Annotated in this window: 16 protein-coding genes; 6 read left to right on the top strand and 10 right to left on the bottom strand. The window is 43.1% G+C overall.

Annotated elements, in window-relative coordinates; genetic code table 11:
• Positions 1 to 3: 3 nt before the first annotated feature.
• The 5 genes from HMPREF0556_RS08205 to HMPREF0556_RS08185 all read right to left on the bottom strand — a co-directional run bounded on the left by HMPREF0556_RS08205 (position 4) and on the right by HMPREF0556_RS08185 (position 6062).
• Complete coding sequence (locus HMPREF0556_RS08205; RefSeq protein WP_003757512.1) at positions 4 to 1788, bottom strand: glycoside hydrolase family 13 protein; 1785 nt, start codon at positions 1786 to 1788, stop codon at positions 4 to 6.
• Entirely contained in the window at positions 1788 to 3452 is a 1665-nt protein-coding gene (locus tag HMPREF0556_RS08200; RefSeq protein ID WP_003757510.1) for an alpha-glucosidase, read from the bottom strand. Before HMPREF0556_RS08200 ends, HMPREF0556_RS08205 begins: the two co-directional genes overlap by 1 nt.
• A 114-nt stretch (positions 3453 to 3566) precedes the next feature.
• Entirely contained in the window at positions 3567 to 4523 is a 957-nt protein-coding gene (locus HMPREF0556_RS08195) for a LacI family DNA-binding transcriptional regulator (protein ID WP_003757507.1), read from the bottom strand.
• 216 nt (positions 4524 to 4739) lie between these two features.
• Positions 4740 to 5180 (bottom strand): Rrf2 family transcriptional regulator, encoded by a 441-nt coding sequence (locus HMPREF0556_RS08190; RefSeq protein ID WP_003757506.1) that lies wholly within the window; start codon positions 5178 to 5180, stop codon positions 4740 to 4742.
• A 36-nt stretch (positions 5181 to 5216) separates the two neighbouring features.
• Positions 5217 to 6062 (bottom strand): NAD(P)H-binding protein, encoded by an 846-nt coding sequence (locus HMPREF0556_RS08185; RefSeq protein ID WP_040486672.1) that lies wholly within the window; start codon positions 6060 to 6062, stop codon positions 5217 to 5219.
• Between the two features lie 279 nt (positions 6063 to 6341).
• Between HMPREF0556_RS08185 and HMPREF0556_RS08180 the strand changes: the two genes are divergently transcribed.
• From HMPREF0556_RS08180 to HMPREF0556_RS08170, 3 genes are all read left to right on the top strand, one after another.
• Entirely contained in the window at positions 6342 to 8717 is a 2376-nt protein-coding gene (locus HMPREF0556_RS08180; protein WP_003757501.1) for a phosphoketolase family protein, read from the top strand.
• Positions 8718 to 8945: 228 nt separating this feature from the next.
• A complete protein-coding gene (locus HMPREF0556_RS08175; protein WP_003757500.1) occupies positions 8946 to 10115 on the top strand; it encodes a hypothetical protein in 1170 nt (389 codons plus the stop codon).
• Positions 10116 to 10127: 12 nt separating this feature from the next.
• The gene (locus HMPREF0556_RS08170) at positions 10128 to 11309 is read left to right on the top strand and encodes a metal-dependent hydrolase family protein (protein ID WP_003757498.1); all 1182 of its coding nucleotides are present in this window, start codon (positions 10128 to 10130) and stop codon (positions 11307 to 11309) included.
• A gap of 360 nt (positions 11310 to 11669) precedes the next feature.
• Here HMPREF0556_RS08170 and HMPREF0556_RS08165 read toward each other — a convergent pair whose 3' ends face one another.
• Entirely contained in the window at positions 11670 to 12236 is a 567-nt protein-coding gene (locus HMPREF0556_RS08165) for a TetR/AcrR family transcriptional regulator (protein ID WP_003757496.1), read from the bottom strand.
• A gap of 123 nt (positions 12237 to 12359) precedes the next feature.
• Here HMPREF0556_RS08165 and HMPREF0556_RS08160 point away from each other — a divergent pair, with 123 nt between their 5' ends.
• The gene (locus tag HMPREF0556_RS08160) at positions 12360 to 13277 is read left to right on the top strand and encodes an SDR family oxidoreductase (protein ID WP_040486671.1); all 918 of its coding nucleotides are present in this window, start codon (positions 12360 to 12362) and stop codon (positions 13275 to 13277) included.
• A gap of 193 nt (positions 13278 to 13470) precedes the next feature.
• Here HMPREF0556_RS08160 and HMPREF0556_RS08155 read toward each other — a convergent pair whose 3' ends face one another.
• Complete coding sequence (locus HMPREF0556_RS08155; protein WP_003757489.1) at positions 13471 to 14844, bottom strand: MATE family efflux transporter; 1374 nt, start codon at positions 14842 to 14844, stop codon at positions 13471 to 13473.
• A gap of 163 nt (positions 14845 to 15007) precedes the next feature.
• Between HMPREF0556_RS08155 and HMPREF0556_RS08150 the strand changes: the two genes are divergently transcribed.
• Positions 15008 to 15346, top strand: coding sequence for a hypothetical protein (locus HMPREF0556_RS08150; RefSeq protein WP_040486670.1), 339 nt, complete (start codon positions 15008 to 15010; stop codon positions 15344 to 15346).
• 54 nt (positions 15347 to 15400) lie between these two features.
• On the opposite strand, the gene rpmF is transcribed toward HMPREF0556_RS08150, so the two are convergent.
• Both rpmF and HMPREF0556_RS13435 read right to left on the bottom strand, forming a co-directional pair.
• Positions 15401 to 15565: a 50S ribosomal protein L32 gene (gene rpmF, locus HMPREF0556_RS08145; RefSeq protein ID WP_003757485.1), complete on the bottom strand. Its 165-nt coding sequence runs from the start codon at positions 15563 to 15565 to the stop codon at positions 15401 to 15403.
• Positions 15566 to 15577: 12 nt separating this feature from the next.
• Positions 15578 to 15700, bottom strand: coding sequence for a putative metal homeostasis protein (locus HMPREF0556_RS13435; RefSeq protein WP_003757483.1), 123 nt, complete (start codon positions 15698 to 15700; stop codon positions 15578 to 15580).
• A 168-nt stretch (positions 15701 to 15868) separates the two neighbouring features.
• On the opposite strand from HMPREF0556_RS13435, the gene HMPREF0556_RS08140 reads away from it, so the two are divergent.
• Positions 15869 to 16243 carry a hypothetical protein gene (locus tag HMPREF0556_RS08140; protein WP_003757481.1) on the top strand — a complete coding sequence of 125 codons (375 nt, stop codon included), beginning with the start codon at positions 15869 to 15871 and terminating at the stop codon, positions 16241 to 16243.
• Here HMPREF0556_RS08140 and HMPREF0556_RS08135 read toward each other — a convergent pair whose 3' ends face one another.
• The gene (locus HMPREF0556_RS08135) at positions 16244 to 17617 is read right to left on the bottom strand and encodes a cryptochrome/photolyase family protein (protein WP_003757479.1); all 1374 of its coding nucleotides are present in this window, start codon (positions 17615 to 17617) and stop codon (positions 16244 to 16246) included.
• Positions 17618 to 17620: the final 3 nt, after the last annotated feature.

Genomic DNA, 17620 nt, shown 5'->3' with positions numbered 1-17620 from the left:
CCGCTAACACGATTTTTCAGTTGTTTCCCGGTAAATAATACAGCCATACTGTCCGACAGCCCAGCTACCGTCTTCTCCTTGCTCCGCTTGGTGATGGAAAAGCACGTCGCCATCATGTTCTACATAATAGGGAACATCACCGCAATTAAAGTAAGCAGTCCAAACCTCACCATTCCATTTACGGGCAAAAGCGATTTGCTTTTTCTCATCATCAGTTGCCAGCCAGACCAATTCCCCTTCGCTAAGCAGCTGATAGTTGTCTTTACGCAATTTGATCAATGCTTTTGTGAAAGCAAAGAACGTTTTATCTTGCTCATCCTCTTCCCAAATCATGCATCGGCGACAATCGGGATCATTTTCGCCAAGCATCCCGATTTCTGTACCATAATAAATGCATGGCGCGCCGATTTGTAAGAAGGTAAAGGCTAAAGTTGCTTTCGCTAAGTCTTTATTTTCCCCACAGATCGTCAATAATCTGGCCGTATCATGTGAATCGAGCATATTGAACATCATTTGGTTCGTTTGCTGCCGGTAAAGCATCAGCTGTTCGTTCAGGCCAGCGATCATTTTCGAGGCACTGATTTTTTTTTGGATAAAGAAATCTTCGATGGTTTCCGTAAAAGCGTAGTTCATTACCCCGTGGAATTCATCTCCTTGCAGCCAGCTTTGCGAGGAGTGCCAGATTTCTCCTAAAATATAAAAGTCCGGTTTCACGGCAGTTGTTGCCTGATAGAATTTCTTCCAAAAATGATGATCGACTTCATTCGCAACATCCAGGCGCCACGCATCAATATCAAATTCTTTGATCCAATAGGTCGCAATATCTAATAAATAAGCCTCCACTTCTGGATTGGCGGTATTTAATTTTGGCATGTGCGGTGTAAACGCAAAGCTGTCGAAAGAAAGTGTCGTTGCTCCTTCAAAATTGCCGTTTTCACCATAGCGAACAGGGAAATCACGAATATGGAACCAATCGCGATATTTAGAATCTGCTTCCTTCTCGATAACATCCTGCCACTCCGGTGATTTATCTCCCATGTGATTGAAAACTGCATCCAACATGATCCGAATTCCGCGGCGATGACATTCATCTACTAATTTCTTGAATAGTGCTTTGTCGCCAAAGTCAGGATCGATCTCGTAATAGTCGATTGTATCGTATTTATGATTGGAATTCGCTTTGAAAATCGGGCAGAAATAAATACCATTGATGCCAAGTCCCTCCAAATAGTCCAAATGATCGTAAACCCCTTGTAGATCGCCGCCGAATGAATCCGTGCGGTCAGGCAGTTTACTTCCCCACGGTAGGGTTCCTTCTGGATCGTTTGATACGTCACCGTTTGCAAACCGCTCAGGGAAAATTTGATACCAAACCGTTTCCTTCACCCATTCCGGTGCGTCAAACCGATCGATCTCGTGAAAATAAGGCAAGCGGAAATAGTAATTAGCCGTTTGGCACGTTGCCTCTGTGTAGGGAAAAGTCCCACGATCCCCATAAAAAACTTCTGCGCCGTCGTGATCGATCAAATGGAACGCATATTGTAAACGGCGATATGGCGCACCCGTTTCCAGTTGCCAATAATCATGTGTATCTGTGGAACCAATCTGTGTCATTTTTACTTCATGCTCGTACCATTTTTCCTCATTTAGTAAATAAGGATCGCCTTTTAGGACAAATACCTCTTGGATATCTGCTTTCGCCGTCCGTAAGCGGATATGCAACGTGTCCTGATCATAAAGATAAGCGTATTCACTCTCCGGACGATGATAAAATGCTGCTGTATTCATTATTTTTCTACTCCTTTCGTTTTGAAAACAATCATGCCGAATGGCGGCACGATGATATGATCTCGTTTTATTTGGAAATCAGCGGTATTCGCGAGCAAGATCGATGCTTCAGCAAGAGACGCCGAATATTCGATTGTTTCCGCACTGTGATTTGCCAGCACGATCGCATCTTGTCTTTTGGTTTTACGCCGATAGCCGAACAATGGTAGTTCTCCTGTATCTATCATTTCCCAGTTTCCAGCAATAAATAATTCCGTTTGCTTTAACTTCAGCAGTTGCCGATAAAATGCAGTAACTCGGTTTTGCTGGCTCGCCGCAGTAAAATCAGGTTCTTGATTAACCCCTGACCAAGGCGCCGTCTCTGAAAAACCGGCATAATCCGTATTCTCCCACTGCATCGCACCACGGCTGGCATCTTTGCTGGTCAAACTTGCCCATTCCAACAGTTGCTGCTCGTCATAACCTTTTTCCTGTCCTTCCCGCAGAAAATCTCTGGCTGCCTCTTCTTGAAAAGCAGTGATCTCCAGCATCACCAACTGCTGCATCGCGATTTCTTCACCGTAATAAAGCAGTGGGAGTCCACGCTGTAGATACATCAGTCCCGCTAGCATCATCTGGCTTCGCTCCCGCCATTTTCCGGTATCGCCAAACCTTGATATCGCCCGCGGTAGATCGTGATTATTCCAATATAAAACCGGGTAAATATCCGCTTGCTGCCACTGGGCCATCGTCTTTTTAAATGCCTGCCAATCCAGTGACTTCGGTAAAAATTGTTTAGGCAGATCTGCACGTATAGTCGGCTCTTTTTCAGGAAAATAACGAAAACTGATTACAGCATCGCAAAGATCAGCTTCTGGATCGCAGTACTCCTCTGCTAGCGTAGCATCCGCTGAGGCCGCTTCTCCTAAAAAGAACAGCTCCGGAAAATGGGCTTTCAAGCGCCCGATCCATTCTGACAAGTAGACCTTCACAGCCGGCAAATTTGCATAATAAGGCTCAGCAATGGGATATGTTTCTTCCCCGGACATCTGTTTGGAGAAATCCGCTTTTGCAATATGTATAAACGCATCCAAGCGAAAACCATCTACTCCTTTTCCCGCCCAAAATGCAGCGATCTGAAACATTTCTTCCCGAACTTGCGGATTTTGCCAATTTAGATCTGGCATTTCTTTTGCAAACAAATGAAAATAAGATTTTCCTAAAGAGGGCACATATTCCCAGACTGAACCGCCAAAAAAAGAACCCCAGTTATTGGGTTTGCCGCCGCCAGGAGTTTCCTGCCATACATAATAATCATGATAATCGCTCGCTGGTTCCTCCAGCGCTTTTTGAAACCAGATGTGTTGGTTCGATGTATGGTTCAAAACAAAGTCAAAAATAACGCGAATTCCTCTGTCATGGGCTGCTTGGATCAGCTGCTCCACATCCGTCATCGTTCCAAAAACTGGATCGATCGCGGTATAGTCGGAAACATCATAGCCATTATCGACTTGCGGTGATGTATAGATCGGATTGAGCCAGATCGTGTTGATCCCTAGATCGGCGATATGCTCGAGCCGCTGGATAATACCTTGGATGTCTCCGATCCCGTCATGGTTGGAATCTTGGAAACTTTTCGGATAGATCTGGTAGATCACTGCTTGCTGCCACCATTTACCTGCCATTTGGCTGACCTCCTTCTCTTTGCTACATACCTAGATTACCTAATAAAATAAGCGCTTTCAATATAATTCGAGCTGTTAGCGGTAACAAAAAACCTACCGCCTTTAGCGATAGGTTTACTCGATTACACGTGTGCTCCCGCGTTTGATCAATTGCGGTTCAAATCGTTTATAACCTTGTCTGGCATTGTTTTGATTCATTTTGCTAAGCAGCATCGTCACACAAGCTGCTCCCATATCCATGATTGGTTGTTTGATCGTTGTCAGCTGTGGTGAGCCGATTTGATCCAAAAAGACACCATCAAAACCGATCACACCGAATTGCTCCGGTACGTTGCCGTCCATTTTGATCAGTCCGCGTTCGATCCCTAAAGCCAAACGATCCGAGCTGCAAACAAAGCAGGTGTTTTGCTCCCACATTCCCCAATTATCTTCAATAAATTTCGCTGCATAGCGGGAATGATTATCAAAGCGATGGATCGTCGGCACCAATCCGTGGGCCTGCATTGCATTCACATAACCGGCTTCTCTCGAAAATTCAAATGCCTCATTGATGTCGATTCCGATGTAGATGATATGTTGATATTTTTGAGCAAGCGCATACTCGGTACTGATGCGCGTCCCCTCTTCATTATTTGTATCAATATAATCAATACCGTAGCGGTTTTCTCCAAAAAGAACGACTGGTGCTTCTAGTTTCTCGATCCATTCCAGATCCTTTTCACGAAACCCGGTAATGATATAGCCATCGCAGACCCCGATATCAAAGGCATTTTTCGTCACCAGTTGCATGGAATATTGATGTTTATCCAGTTCCTGCGCGATACCCATCAATAGATTCATATAGTAAGGCTCCGTGGTATCCATTTCTTCTAAAATAAAAAACTTGATGATCTGCGTGCGATTGTTGGCAAGCGCCTTCGCAGCAGCATTCGGGCGGTAATTGAGCTCATGCATAGCATCAAAAACCAATTTTTTCAATTCATCGGTCACAAGTTCAGGATGATTGATTACTCGTGAGACTGTCATTTTCGACACATTCGCTTTTTTAGCAACATCTGTTAAAGTTACCATCCATACCGTCCTTTCCAATATTCTTTTGTATCTGTGCGTGGAAAGTTAAGAAAAACTAGATGCGATTACCACTTTTTTCGTATACTCCTTATTATAGGCTTGCGGGAAATAGGTGGTCAAGAGGATAAAAAGAAAAACAATGCCTTCAAAACTGGCATTGTTTTAAATCGAATTGCAGTTTGATAAAACACCTTCCTTTTCAAAGGAAACTATCTATCAAACATTATCTTTTTTTTGAAGATGCTGCACCATAATATCATCGACAACAGTTTGTAAAGTCACTTCACGCATTTCCTGCTCCACATTGGCCTGTAATTGGTCATAAATACCATTGAGTGTGTGCTGGATATTCCCGCCAACGATGCACCGTGGATTCGTATTTTTATCAACATGCAAGATGCGATGGTCTTGTTCAATCGCTTGATAGATCTCTAGCAGACTGATTTCTTCCGCAGGTTTTGTCAAAACTGGAGCCACCGCGCCCGGCCTACTCTCTATTAAGCCTGCCTTCACTAATTGCGCCATCATGCGGCGGACTAGACTTGGATTGGATTCAATGCTGGCTGCTATTGCCTTGCTTGAGAGATCGCTATCTTTACAGATACACATATACGCAAGAATATGAATGCCATCACTTAGTTTATGCGAATACTTCATAAATTCCGTGCCTCATTTCTGATCGTCTGTTTGCGTTTATTTTTCTGTGACTTCTTTGATCGCCTTATCGATCGGAACTAGATCGTGTCCTAGAACTGCTTTAAGCTCAGCATCATTCCCATCTAATTCCCCTTGGCGGATCCAGCCTTGTATCAGCGTTACGAAGTTAGCTGTTTCTGCATCTAAGCCGCTGTCTTCCAATCCTTTTTTATAGGCAGCGTCATCCAGAGAAACAACCTCAAAATCTCCTGAAATATTGGCAGCTAGTTCTTGATGCGTAAGGCCATTCCCGGAAAATTCATAAACTTCTTTTGGCGCTTCAAGAACTAGTACTTTAGCAGCAGCTTCTGCGTACTCACGCTCTAATGCCCAACCAGTTCGGCCTTCACCAGCAGAATACACAAAAGGTTTTCCTGCTACTGCATTTTTTAAGTTAGAAAGTTCGTTTTCTAAATACCAGTTATTTCGTAGGAAAGAATGTGCGATTCCTGCCTTTAAAATTGCTGCTTCCGTGGTACGATGATCGATTGCTAGCAAAGCGGTTGCTTCTTCCAGATGAGGAAAACTTGTATATGCAATATAGCTGACGCTCGCTTCTTTTGCCGATTCAACTACATTTAAATGCTGCTCCTCACGTGTTACCGGGCCACCTGGGACAGAAGAAATAAATAAAAGACGATCAATGCCAGCCAATGATTTTGTTAATTCTTCCGGTTTCGTATAATCTCCGGCACGAACTTCTACACCTTCCGGAACAACTGCTTTTGCTTTTTCAGTATTTCTCGCTAAAGCAATGATGTCACTCGCTGGTACTAATTGACTTAATGCTTGAATGGCTGCTCTGCCAAATTTCCCTGTTGCTGCTGTAATACCATATTTCATCATAAAAAACTCCTTCTCTGGTTAATTTTTATCTTGTTATTATTATAGTAACAGGTTGTCCGGAAAGCAAGTACTTTGTTTCAAAGTCGATCATATCAGTAAACAAGTCCAGTACGATGCTGACCCTTTCGACTCACAAAAATTGGGCTCAAAAAGTATATATATTTCTATCAAAGTGTTCTATTATAATATTGTACAGAGAATCACAATCTTTTTTGCTCACGAAAACACAACGAGCATCGCTGGTTCTCAAAAAATATATAAAAGGACTGATTCGGTATGACTGATTATTCATCTCCAAATTATTTAGCAAAGGTTGATGCGTGGTGGCGGGCAGCAGATTTTATTTCTGTCGGACAATTGTATTTGAAAGGAAATCCATTGCTTCGTAGACCACTTGAAAAAGAAGATCTCAAAGTTCATCCAATTGGCCATTGGGGCACGATCTCCGGTCAAAATTTCATTTATGCGCATTTAAATCGTGTTATCAATAAGTATGATCTGAATATGTTTTACATTGAAGGGCCAGGTCACGGCGGTCAAGTAATGGTATCCAATTCTTATCTGGATGGCAGCTATACGGATACTTATCCAACGATCACACAAGATGAAGTTGGTCTGACAAAATTGTATAAACAATTTTCTTTCCCCGGCGGCATTGCTTCTCATGCTGCTCCTGAAACACCTGGTTCCCTTCACGAAGGTGGCGAACTCGGCTACGCGCTCTCTCATGCTACTGGCTCGATCTTAGACAACCCTGACGTGATCGCTGCTACAGTAATTGGCGATGGCGAAGCGGAAACGGGTCCATTATCCGCAGGCTGGTTCTCCAATACCTTTATCAATCCAGTTAACGACGGCGCCGTCCTTCCGATCTTATATTTAAACGGAGCAAAAATCTCCAATCCGACGATCCTCTCCCGCAAAACGGATAAAGAACTTACCTCCTTTTTCCAAGGATTGGGCTGGGACCCGATTTTCGTTGAAGGAGAAGATCCTGCGAAAGTTCACCCGCTTATGGCAGAAAAACTAGATCAGGCCATCGAGAAAATCAAAGCCATCCAAACAGAAGCACGCAAAGAAGCCGCAGATAAAGCAACAATGCCAACATGGCCAGTGATTCTCTTCCGGACACCAAAAGGCTGGACAGGTCCCAAAGAATGGAATAACGAACCAATTGAAGGAAGCTTCCGCGCCCACCAAGTTCCGATCCCAGTTGATCAGCATCATTTTGATCATGTCGACGCATTGGAAAACTGGCTGCAGTCTTATCGCCCTGAAGAACTGTTCACAGAAGAAGGCTCGTTAAAAGAAGAAATCAAATCCCTTGCACCAAAAAACCGCATGGCTACGAATCCGATCACGAATGGCGGAATCGATCCGCAACCACTGCGCTTACCTAGTTGGAAAGATTATGCTGTTGAGACTGCAAATAAAGACGTCATTACCCAAGATATGATTGAACTCGGTGGTTTCGTTCGCGATATCGTCAAGGAAAACCCTGATAACTTCCGTATTTTCGGACCAGATGAAACAAAATCAAACCGTTTGAATAAAGTCTTTGAAGTGACCAACCGCCAATGGATGAGCAAAGCAGAATTCCCACGTGACGAATGGTTGGCACCAGCTGGCCGCATCATCGATGGGCAGCTTTCCGAACACCAAGCAGAAGGCTTTTTGGAAGGATACGTCCTCACTGGTAGACATGGCTTTTTCGCCAGCTATGAATCCTTCCTACGCGTTGTCGATTCCATGCTGACCCAGCATTTCAAATGGCTTCGCAAAGCAAAAGAACAAACATGGCGGAACAGTTACCCATCGCTGAATGTGATCGCGACATCGACTGTTTTCCAACAAGATCATAATGGCTATACACATCAAGATCCAGGTGTTTTAACACATCTAGCAGAGAAAAAGCCGGAATTTATCCGCGAATATCTGCCAGCTGATACGAACTCGCTGCTAGCAGTCATGAACGAAGCTTTTCGTTCAGAAGAGCTGATCAACTTGATCGTGTCTTCTAAACATCCGCGTCCGCAATTCTATTCTGCTGAAGAAGCAGAAATACTAGTGAAGGACGGCTTGAAAATCATCGACTGGGCCTCCACAGTAAGCGAAGCCGAAGAGCCAGATGTCGTCATTGCTTCTGCCGGTACAGAGCCAAACTTAGAAGCACTTGCAGCGGTCACACTTTTAAATGAAGCCTTCCCTTCGTTGAAGATCCGCTTTATCAATATTGTCGACATTTTGAAATTACGCCATCCGGATATTGATCCGCGCGGCTTGACGGATGAAGAATTCGATCGTTATTTTACAACCGATAAACCGATCATTTTCGCCTTCCACAGCTATGAAGGCATGGTTCGCGACATCTTCTTCAACCGTCACAACCATAACTTGTTCATTCACGGCTACCGCGAAAACGGCGATATCACCACACCATTCGACATGCGTGTCCTTAGCGAAATGGATCGCTTCCACCTTGCGAAAGATGCTGCAGAGGCGGTTTATGGCGAGATCGCAACATCTTTCGCCGCTGAAATGGACGCTGTTTTAAGCAAACATCATCACTTTATCCGCGAAAATGGCGAAGATCTACCAGAGGTGGAAAATTGGAAATGGCAAGCATTGAAGACAGATTTATTGGAAGTATAACTTAAACACAATATGCTTTAAAGAAAGCGTGGAACATTCTCTGCTCCACGCTTTTTCTATTTCAGTGAGGGAGGATAGAAGTCTTGCCTCCCTTATTTTTTCGTGTTTGATTAGAGTTCCTCACCTCCGCCTTATTTAACTGAATTTATATTTTTTTCAGAAAAATCCCTTTATTTCGTTATTTTAATTTGCTATACTCGGAATAACAACTTTAGAAGGAGGCTTTTTATGATTACACTTTTTGCATTTTTAGGAGTAATGGCCGCCATTCTTATTGGAGAATGGCTTTCTACATTTACAAGGGCATTGATTCCGTCATTATTTATCACTGCTTTGATATTTTTATTTGGATTTTGGACGATCTTTCCCAAAGATATTGTTGCCAAGGCCAGTTTTGGTACAGAATTCGTCAGCCTGTGTGTCCCACTGCTGCTCGTTCACCTCGGCACGAGTATGAGCATCCGCGAGCTTGCTAGCCAGTGGCGTGCGATCATTATCGCTTTGACTGGGGTCTGCGGGACTTTGCTGTTGACGCTCACGATCTGCACCTATCTTTTCGATCTTCCAACCGTGCTTGCTGCTGTGCCGGCAATGGTAGGCGGTATCGTTTCTGCCCTTTTGATGAGCGAGAATTTAAAAGGCTTGGGACTCACTTCTCTAGCTGCCTTGCCTGTCTATATGATCATGTTTCACAGCATTTTCGGCTATCCGATCACCTCTTACATGTTGAAAAAGGAGGCAAAACGTTTGCAGAAGGAACGTGATGAAAATCCGGCTAGTCAGAAAATGACTGTTAGCACGCAAAAAGAACGGCCGAAAGTGATCGATCGGATGCCGGCGGATTACCGGACGAGTGCTTTTATTCTAGTCCGCATGATCCTGGTCGTTTTGGTCGCTTACGGCAGCAGCATTCTGCTCCATAATATCATCAATTTCAATATTCTCTGCTTATTATTCGGGATCGTTTTCAGCGAACTCGGTTTCTTGGAAAAAAATATATTACATAAAGCCGGCGTTTTCAACTGGCTGATGTACGGTTTGACAGCATATATCTTTATGCAGTTGAATACGTCTACCCCAAAAGGATTTATTTCATTTATCCCAGAGATCCTTACGTTGCTTGTGCTCGGAACGATTGGGATGTATATTTTCTCCCTCATTATCTCGAAGCTGCTGAAATTCTCGAAATACATGGGCTTTGCGACAGCTCTGACAGCACTGCTCGGGTTCCCGGCAGACTATATTTTAACAACGGATGTGATCAAAGAACTTGCAAGAGACGAAGAAGAAAAAGAATATATGACGAAACAGATGCTCCCGCCTATGCTCGTCGGTGGATTTGCTACCGTCTCGATCGCTTCGATCATCATCGCTTCCGTCTTCATTAAATTTTTATAAGGAGTGAACTTTATGACAACCATTTTATTTAAGCATGCCAACGTTTTTACAGGAAAAAATACGCAGTTTGAGCCATACGACTTTGCAATCGATACCAAAACCGGAACATTTATCGACCCTTCCTCAGGTAATTATCACGAGGTCGTGGATCTTTCTGGAAAATATGTGATGCCTGGACTTATCAATGCCCATACACATATTATTTTAGATCCTTTCTTCCAAATCGGCGGCTTGTCCTCTGTCAATAGCGTGGAGATCGATTCCGTAGTCAGCACCTATATCGCTGTCCAAAATCTGGAGAAACTATTAAAGCACGGTGTAACCTACATTCGTGATGTCGGTTCTACGTTTAACATCGACCTGCAGTTGTCCAAACTCGAACGAACAAACAAAATCACTGCTCCGGGGATCATCGGTTCCGGCCCCGCCATTGTTATGACAGGCGGGCACGGCAGCGAACTAGGGATCGAATCTGACGGGACTGATGAAACTCGCAAAAACGCACGCAAAAACATCAAAAACGGCGCTCGGAATATCAAATTGATGGCAACAGGTGGCGTAAGTATCGATGGCGAGACCCCCACGGATATCCAGCTGAGCATCGAAGAAATGAAGGCCGCTGTGAACGAAGCCCATCATAAAGGCTACACCGCCTGTGCCCATGCACAAGGAACAGAAGGTATCAAAAACGCACTCCATGCCGGCGTCGATTCGATCGAACACGGTATTTATCTCGATAATGAAGCCATTCAAATGATGCTCGATAAACAGACTTTCTTAGTCCCAACATTGATAGCTCCTTGGGCCATCAATCAGCATCCCGAAGCGCTGCCTGCATTCATGGTAAAAAAATCACAGGAAGTAGCCGAAGCTCACAAGATCAGTATCGGTAAAGCCGCCAAAGCTGGCGTGAAAATCGCAATGGGGACAGATTCTGGAACCCCTTTTAATGATTTTGAAAATGGTTCTGCATTTGAAATGGAATTAATGGTGGATGCTGGATTGTCGCCCTTAGAAGCACTGCAAGCTGCCTCTGTGAATGCCGCTGAGCTGTTGAAGATCGAGGGGCTGACCGGTTCGATCGAAACTGGCAAATTGGCAGATTTTCTTATTATCGATAATGACCCGCTTGCCGATATTCGAGCAGTTCAGGGTGAGAAGATTGTTTATAAAAAAGGGGTGAAGGTACAGTAAGGTTTATGCGGATGAACTTGGGTCCATACGGCAATGACCCCTACCAGGGGAGTCATTGCCGTTTTTCGATTTTTTTGTTCGCTTTTTGAGAGCGTGATTGTTTGACCTATCGACAGTCTCCCCCCGAACAGTACTAGACATAGTAGACATAGAATGCGTCACACCAGCTTTCATTACGGCCTTAAAAGCATCCAAACAAGTTCTTCAATATGCCTGTCTTTATCTCTGCGAAACTAGTACTATTGGAAGCCGATTATTGGTCTTCCCGCTTAGCTACGATATATGTTAAGTATAAAAAATGGATGTTTCCTGATTCTGTTTAAACAAAATCAAGAAACATCCATTTTTTTCACGCCTAGTTTACTTTTTCAAGGCATCCAAGACTATTTCGGCAATGTCCGTAAACGGGTAAGTATCTTTCTCGTATAATCCGTCCTTGATACTTAAAGCATGTTGGTGGAAAACATTAAATACCACACTCATATGCAGATTCACCGGTACATCCTTCAAGTAGCCTACTGAGATTCCTTCCTCTAATAACGTTATAACGATTTTGTTGGTACTTAAAACATCTTCATTCGTGAGGTTCAAGGACTTAATCTGTTCAATAATGGTTAGTCCATCGGGATATTTGATTGAATAATTATAGACAGACCAAATATACGTATCTATTCTCCTTTCGATGGGGATATCTTTATCTGTGAGAGCGATTAAGTCGTGCGTATCTCGGATTCGATCTAACTCCCTCTGATAAGCACTTAACAATAAATCATTTTTATTCTTAAAATAGAGATAAACGTTTGACTGAGCAATTCCCACTAGTTTAGCTACTTTCACTGTGGAAACTTTCGCTATTCCCTCCGTAAGAATAATCTGAGCAGTAGCTTCTTGAATCTTAACTATCTTTGAATCGTCTTTTTTCTTCATATTATTAGTATAAAACTTATTTTTTCATATTTCAATCTTAACAAAGATAGTTCTATCTTTTATAATCTTTTTAGAGATAGAACTATCTTTAAAGTTTTTTCCATTCGAGAAAGGATGATAACGTTGAAAATATTTATTACTGGAGCTACTGGATATGTCGGAACAAAGGTAACAAAAGAATTAATCGATCTTGGTCATGAGGTAGTGGGACTTGCACGTTCAGAAAATTCAGCTGAAAAACTGCGTACATTAGGTGCTTCTTCTGTAACCGGAGATTTAGAAAGTTTATCTGTATTAACAGAAGCGGCTGCAAATGCTGATGCTGTCTTGCATTTAGGTTTCCAACACAATTTTGATGAATTTGCAAAAGCTGGGCAAGTAGACAAAGCAGCGATTCTAGCATTAGCTGCTGGGATTAAAAGAACAAACAAACCCTTAATAATAACTTCCGGAACAGCGATGATTGGAACGAACGCTAATGAAAAACAAATTTCCGAAGATTACCGGATGCCAGCTGATCAAGAAGCGTCTACACCACGAAAATCAGAATACGTTGCTTATGATTTGATTGATGATGGCTACAATGTTGGGATTGTCAGATTAGCACCTAGTGTCCATGGACCCGAAGATCAACATGGATTCGTTAGACAATTGGCTGCAATAGCTGAACAAAATGGCAAATCTGCATACATTGGAGATGGATCCAACCGTTGGAATGCTGTTAGTCAAAAAGACGCTGCTCATTTATTTGTTTTAGCAGTAGATTATTTGCTAAACAAAGAAGTAAAGCTTAGAATTTTCAATGCCGTAGCTGAGAGTGCCATCACAGCTAAAGAAATAGCTCAAGCAATTGGCGATTATTTGAATGTTCCTACTGTTTCTCTTACGCAAGCAGAATCACAAGAACAACTAGGTTTTCTTGCAGGAATATTCGCTTTAGATGCACCCACTTCCAGTGACCAAACACAAAAAGAGCTAAACTGGACGCCTGTAGAACCAACTTTAATAGCAGATTTAAAAAGCGGTAGTTACTTCAAATAATGGACCTTTAGCTTTGTATTTCTGCTAAAGCTAAACAAATGGATTTGATCTTCTTCCAAATAGGAACGAAGACCAAATCCATTTCTTGTCTATAAATAAGAATTTTTACAAACTGACTTTGCTAATAATAATTATTATACACTTGGCGAAGTTGAGGTAGCTAACGGGCGCTGCTTAGTATAGTGTTTCTACCTCAAACCAACCGCTTCCGCATCCACTTCCCGCGATACAAACGCACCGCAAAGATGATGCCTCTGACGAACCATTCAAAACACATTGCTGCCCAAACGCCGAGCAATCCATATCCTAACGTGATTCCCAAGATATAGCCGAGTACGATTCGAATGCTCCACATCGTGATCAGCGAAACAACTGATGTGAAGGTCGCGTCCCCTGCGGCTCGGAGTGCAGAAGGGGTAATGAAGCTGAGTGGCCAGGCAATGATCCTTGCGACCGAAACCATCAGCAGCAGGACAAAAACTTGTTTTTCAACAGAAGCCGGAACGTGGAACAAGTCAATAAGCCATGGATAGACTGTGATGAGGATGACGCTGGTCAAAAGCGTGGTGATCGAAGAAAGCGCTAAGAAAGATAGCCAGAATTTCCGGACGCTTTTAGTATCTCCTGCCCCGATCGACTGCCCCACGATCGTAACTAATGCAAGCCCTAAGGAAGCCGGAATGATCTCTAGAAGCATGGTCAGTGAGTTGCCGATCGCGTTTGCTGTGAGGGCGAGTGTTCCTAATTGGACGATAAAGATCTGTGTCAGGATTTTTCCGCCGTTGAAGAAGAGCTGCTCGGCGGCAAACGGAAAGCCGATCGACATTACTTTTTTCATGATGTCGAAGTTAAAGGGCAAGAGCCGGGAGAAAGAAAAGTGGATCGATTGAGTCCGCTTGGTCAAATACCAGATCGACACACATCCGCCTAATAAGCGGGCGATATTCAGCGCAATGATCATGCCGACGATCCCTAAATGGAAAACTTGGATAAAGAGCAAGTTGAGAGCCACGTAGCTTAGATTGGTGAGTGCGGAGAGAAACAAAGAAGTTCGGGTATCCGCGACACCTCGCAAGACACCGCAAGCAGATTCAACGATTGCAAGTGCTGGATAGCTAAGCATCGAGCCGATCAGATAGACACTCGCATTTTTCATTACGGCCTCGCTGGAACCTCCAAACAAGCCTTCCAAAAGCGCTCGATGGAAAATCAACACGATAATCGCAAGCACGATGGCGATCCCAAAAACAGCGACCACTGTTGCGACTGCTGAGCGTTCGGCGAGCAATTCATCTCTTTTCCCACGAGCTTGGGCGACCACTACCGTACCTCCAGTCGAAAGTGCAATGAATACACTAATGAAGAAAATATTTAGTGATTCGACCATATTGACTGCACTGACGGCTGCGATGCCTGCCGAGCTTATCATTGCTGTATTCAAAAGTGCCATTCCAATAACAAAGCCTTGATCGATGACGATTGGAATTGTTAGCTGAACAACTTCTTTCGACGAGAACAATTCACTAGAAATAAAATTTTTCCCATATTGCTTTATTCTTGGAAACATAGCAGAATCGATCCTTTCTTTCAATATCTTTTCATTATAGCATTCACTCGCTCGATGTCTAGGAAGGTGATTCTGCTTTTACGCCTTGACAGCGCTCTCTTTTGCCTCTATGATAGAGAACAAAAAATCTCTCTTTTTTTCAGAGGAAATGGAGTTGTCGCACATGCAACAATTATTCGATTTAGATCAAGTCGCTATATTATGGTTTCAAGAAGAAGCTGGAAATAATCATTTGTTGATTTTAGATCCTGCCGACAGCACTTATCCGCTCAATTTTACCACCAAAGAAGCTGCCTTTCAGCACGCCTGCATGTATGCTGGTGATTGGTATGAAAAGCAGCTGATCACTATTACTAAAACTGCGGTCACTGCCGATAGTTATTTAAAAGCAGCAGCGTTATTTATGCAGCAGCTGCATATGGATCATGTAGATGACTTCGAGGTCACAACAGCATTCCGCCAAAAGATCCGAACATTGACATCTCACTATTTACCTAAGTAAGGGAACACGACTAAAGGCTCGGAAAGCAGAGGCTTTAGTCGTGTTTTTTGTCGCTCATAAAATTTGTTCGCCTTTGTAGGTTCCTGAAGGCGAGATATGATGACTTTTCTCGTATTCTCCTGTTTCTTTATTGTAATGGATCGCTGGCGCTGCAAATTTTTTGTTGCCACGTCTTTTTCTCTTTTTTGCTTTTGAAGTTTTGCGTGCTGGGACTGCCATTCTTTTCCCCTCCTATTTGATTCCTTTATTTTTGCGTTTATTGGTCAAAATAACCTTTAATGCCCGTTTTTTGGTTCTGCTGTTAGGACTTTTCAAACGACGATAAGCACTAGAAAGATCTGCTTTTTCTGACATTGTTATTTCCTCCTCTTTTCTAAATCGTAATCATTACGATTTAAACTTTATCATTGTTTATTCCTTTTTGTCAAGGTTTGCTCTTCGTCTCTCATTCAATGATTGCAATTTAAAGCGAAACAGGTTATACTCCTAAATAATAATGATTGCGATTTATGATGTGTTTCTGTGAAGCAGCTATTCGATATATATAATATGTCTATTTTGATCCAAGAAGAGACCGCCAGTTATCGCGTGTTAGTTGTCGATATTTACAGCGGCACGCTTATTTATCCTTTCGATACTTTGGATGCAGCGTTAAATCATGCTTTCCAAGAATTACAGGATTGGTTTCAAGAGATTTTAATTGATTTTGAAGAGATGAATAGCCACGATCCGCTTAGTCAAGCTGACTTTGATCGAATGGTTGCTTTCCCGCTCAGTCTTGCCGTTCCAAGCGAGCCATTTCAGGAATCATTTGCAGCGCAGCACGTAAAAACGCAACTCCAAGAAGAAGCTGCGCAAACATGGGAACGGATCGTCCGCTCGAATAGCAAACTCTGATCAGCGGCGGCCAAGTTTTTCCATTATGGCTTGACGGCTCTGTTTATGATCGACGATTGGAGCGGGATACGTTTTTCCGAGTTCGATATCACATTCAGCAGCCAATTTGGCTTTGTTCTTTTCAGTGTCATGCAGATATGCAGCGGGAACGGCTTTAAAAATCGGCAGATACTGTTTGATATAGGCACCATCCTGATCAAATCGTTCACTTTGCCGGATCGGATTGAACATGCGGAAGTAAGGAACAGCATCGGTTCCAGTTGAAGCAGACCACTGCCAGCCGTTGACGTTGGAGGCATTATCATAGTCGATCAGCTGACTGCGAAAGTAATCTTCTCCCCAACGCCAGTCGATAAAGAGATCTTTTGTCAAAAACTGGGAAACGACCATGCGCATGCGATTGTGCATATAGCCGGTTTGATTTAATTCCTGCATGGCAGCATCCACGATTGGATAACCCGTTTCTCCATTTTTCCAACGTTCAAAGTTTGCTTTATTCAAAGACCATTCGATTTGACGGTAATTCGGTTTAAAAGACTGCGTGGCCATCTCCGGATAAGTGACCATCAGGACATAGTAAAACTCTCGAAACAGCAGTTCCCGAATAAAAGCTTCGTAGTTTTTTTCATTCGCTTCCCGCTGATCGAGCAACTGATTGAAAATCTGCTGAATGTCGATCAAGCCATAAGCCAGATATACACTAAGCCAACTGGTTTTGATCTCTGCCAGAACTTCCCGATTGGTCTCATACGCTTCGATCGATTCATTCAAAAATGTCTGCCAATTTGCCACTGCCTGCTCCTCAGATAACCCGTCATCTGGATAGCTGTGATCAAGATGACCCGTTCCAGTGACCGTTATCTCACTTAACTGTTTTAGAGAATAGGCAGCAGGTTTTTGGATCGTCACATGTGGCCGATTTGCTTTATAAAAAGGCGTGAATACTTTATAGGGCTCGTCGCCGTTTTTAAAAGTTGCCCGCGGGTGGAAATAATGCTGGACACGAATCGTTTTTATTTCCAAACCAGCGGCTGTTAACTTCTCACGCTGATGCCGAATGTCATATTCTTCTTGATGATAACTCATGATATCCCCTGCCATTAGGATCGTATCGATTTTTTGCTTCTGACAGAATTCGGGTAATTTTTCATACGTCACTAAGAATGGCCGGATCTCATATTTTGCCAGTTCTGTTAGGAACTGGTTGACTGTTCCAAAGTAAAAAGCTTTTTTTCGTTCACTTGCCCCTTTGAGATCTTCCAGCGGAATAATAAAATAACACGCATCGATCTTAGAACGGTTTTGTTCCACATAGGAAAATAATGGATTATGCTTCGTTCGGAAGACGCGGTTTAAAAGCACACCAAGCTGCATATG

Source organism: Listeria grayi DSM 20601 (assembly GCF_000148995.1).
Lineage (GTDB): Bacteria > Bacillota > Bacilli > Lactobacillales > Listeriaceae > Listeria > Listeria grayi.
The sequence above is the reverse complement of the archived record's forward strand: the minus strand, read 5'-3'. Positions and strand labels throughout refer to the sequence as shown.

Bases quoted from the DNA above. Each gene is read 5' to 3' on its own strand.
- HMPREF0556_RS08205 (WP_003757512.1), bottom strand. From the start codon at position 1,788: ATGAATACAGCAGCATTTTATCATCGTCCGGAGAGTGAATACGCTTAT.
- HMPREF0556_RS08200 (WP_003757510.1), bottom strand. From the start codon at position 3,452: ATGGCAGGTAAATGGTGGCAGCAAGCAGTGATCTACCAGATCTATCCG.
- HMPREF0556_RS08195 (WP_003757507.1), bottom strand. From the start codon at position 4,523: ATGGTAACTTTAACAGATGTTGCTAAAAAAGCGAATGTGTCGAAAATG.
- HMPREF0556_RS08190 (WP_003757506.1), bottom strand. From the start codon at position 5,180: ATGAAGTATTCGCATAAACTAAGTGATGGCATTCATATTCTTGCGTAT.
- HMPREF0556_RS08185 (WP_040486672.1), bottom strand. From the start codon at position 6,062: ATGAAATATGGTATTACAGCAGCAACAGGGAAATTTGGCAGAGCAGCC.
- HMPREF0556_RS08180 (WP_003757501.1), top strand. From the start codon at position 6,342: ATGACTGATTATTCATCTCCAAATTATTTAGCAAAGGTTGATGCGTGG.
- HMPREF0556_RS08175 (WP_003757500.1), top strand. From the start codon at position 8,946: ATGATTACACTTTTTGCATTTTTAGGAGTAATGGCCGCCATTCTTATT.
- HMPREF0556_RS08170 (WP_003757498.1), top strand. From the start codon at position 10,128: ATGACAACCATTTTATTTAAGCATGCCAACGTTTTTACAGGAAAAAAT.
- HMPREF0556_RS08165 (WP_003757496.1), bottom strand. From the start codon at position 12,236: ATGAAGAAAAAAGACGATTCAAAGATAGTTAAGATTCAAGAAGCTACT.
- HMPREF0556_RS08155 (WP_003757489.1), bottom strand. From the start codon at position 14,844: ATGTTTCCAAGAATAAAGCAATATGGGAAAAATTTTATTTCTAGTGAA.
- HMPREF0556_RS08150 (WP_040486670.1), top strand. From the start codon at position 15,008: ATGCAACAATTATTCGATTTAGATCAAGTCGCTATATTATGGTTTCAA.
- rpmF (WP_003757485.1), bottom strand. From the start codon at position 15,565: ATGGCAGTCCCAGCACGCAAAACTTCAAAAGCAAAAAAGAGAAAAAGA.
- HMPREF0556_RS13435 (WP_003757483.1), bottom strand. From the start codon at position 15,700: ATGTCAGAAAAAGCAGATCTTTCTAGTGCTTATCGTCGTTTGAAAAGT.
- HMPREF0556_RS08135 (WP_003757479.1), bottom strand. From the start codon at position 17,617: ATGCAGCTTGGTGTGCTTTTAAACCGCGTCTTCCGAACGAAGCATAAT.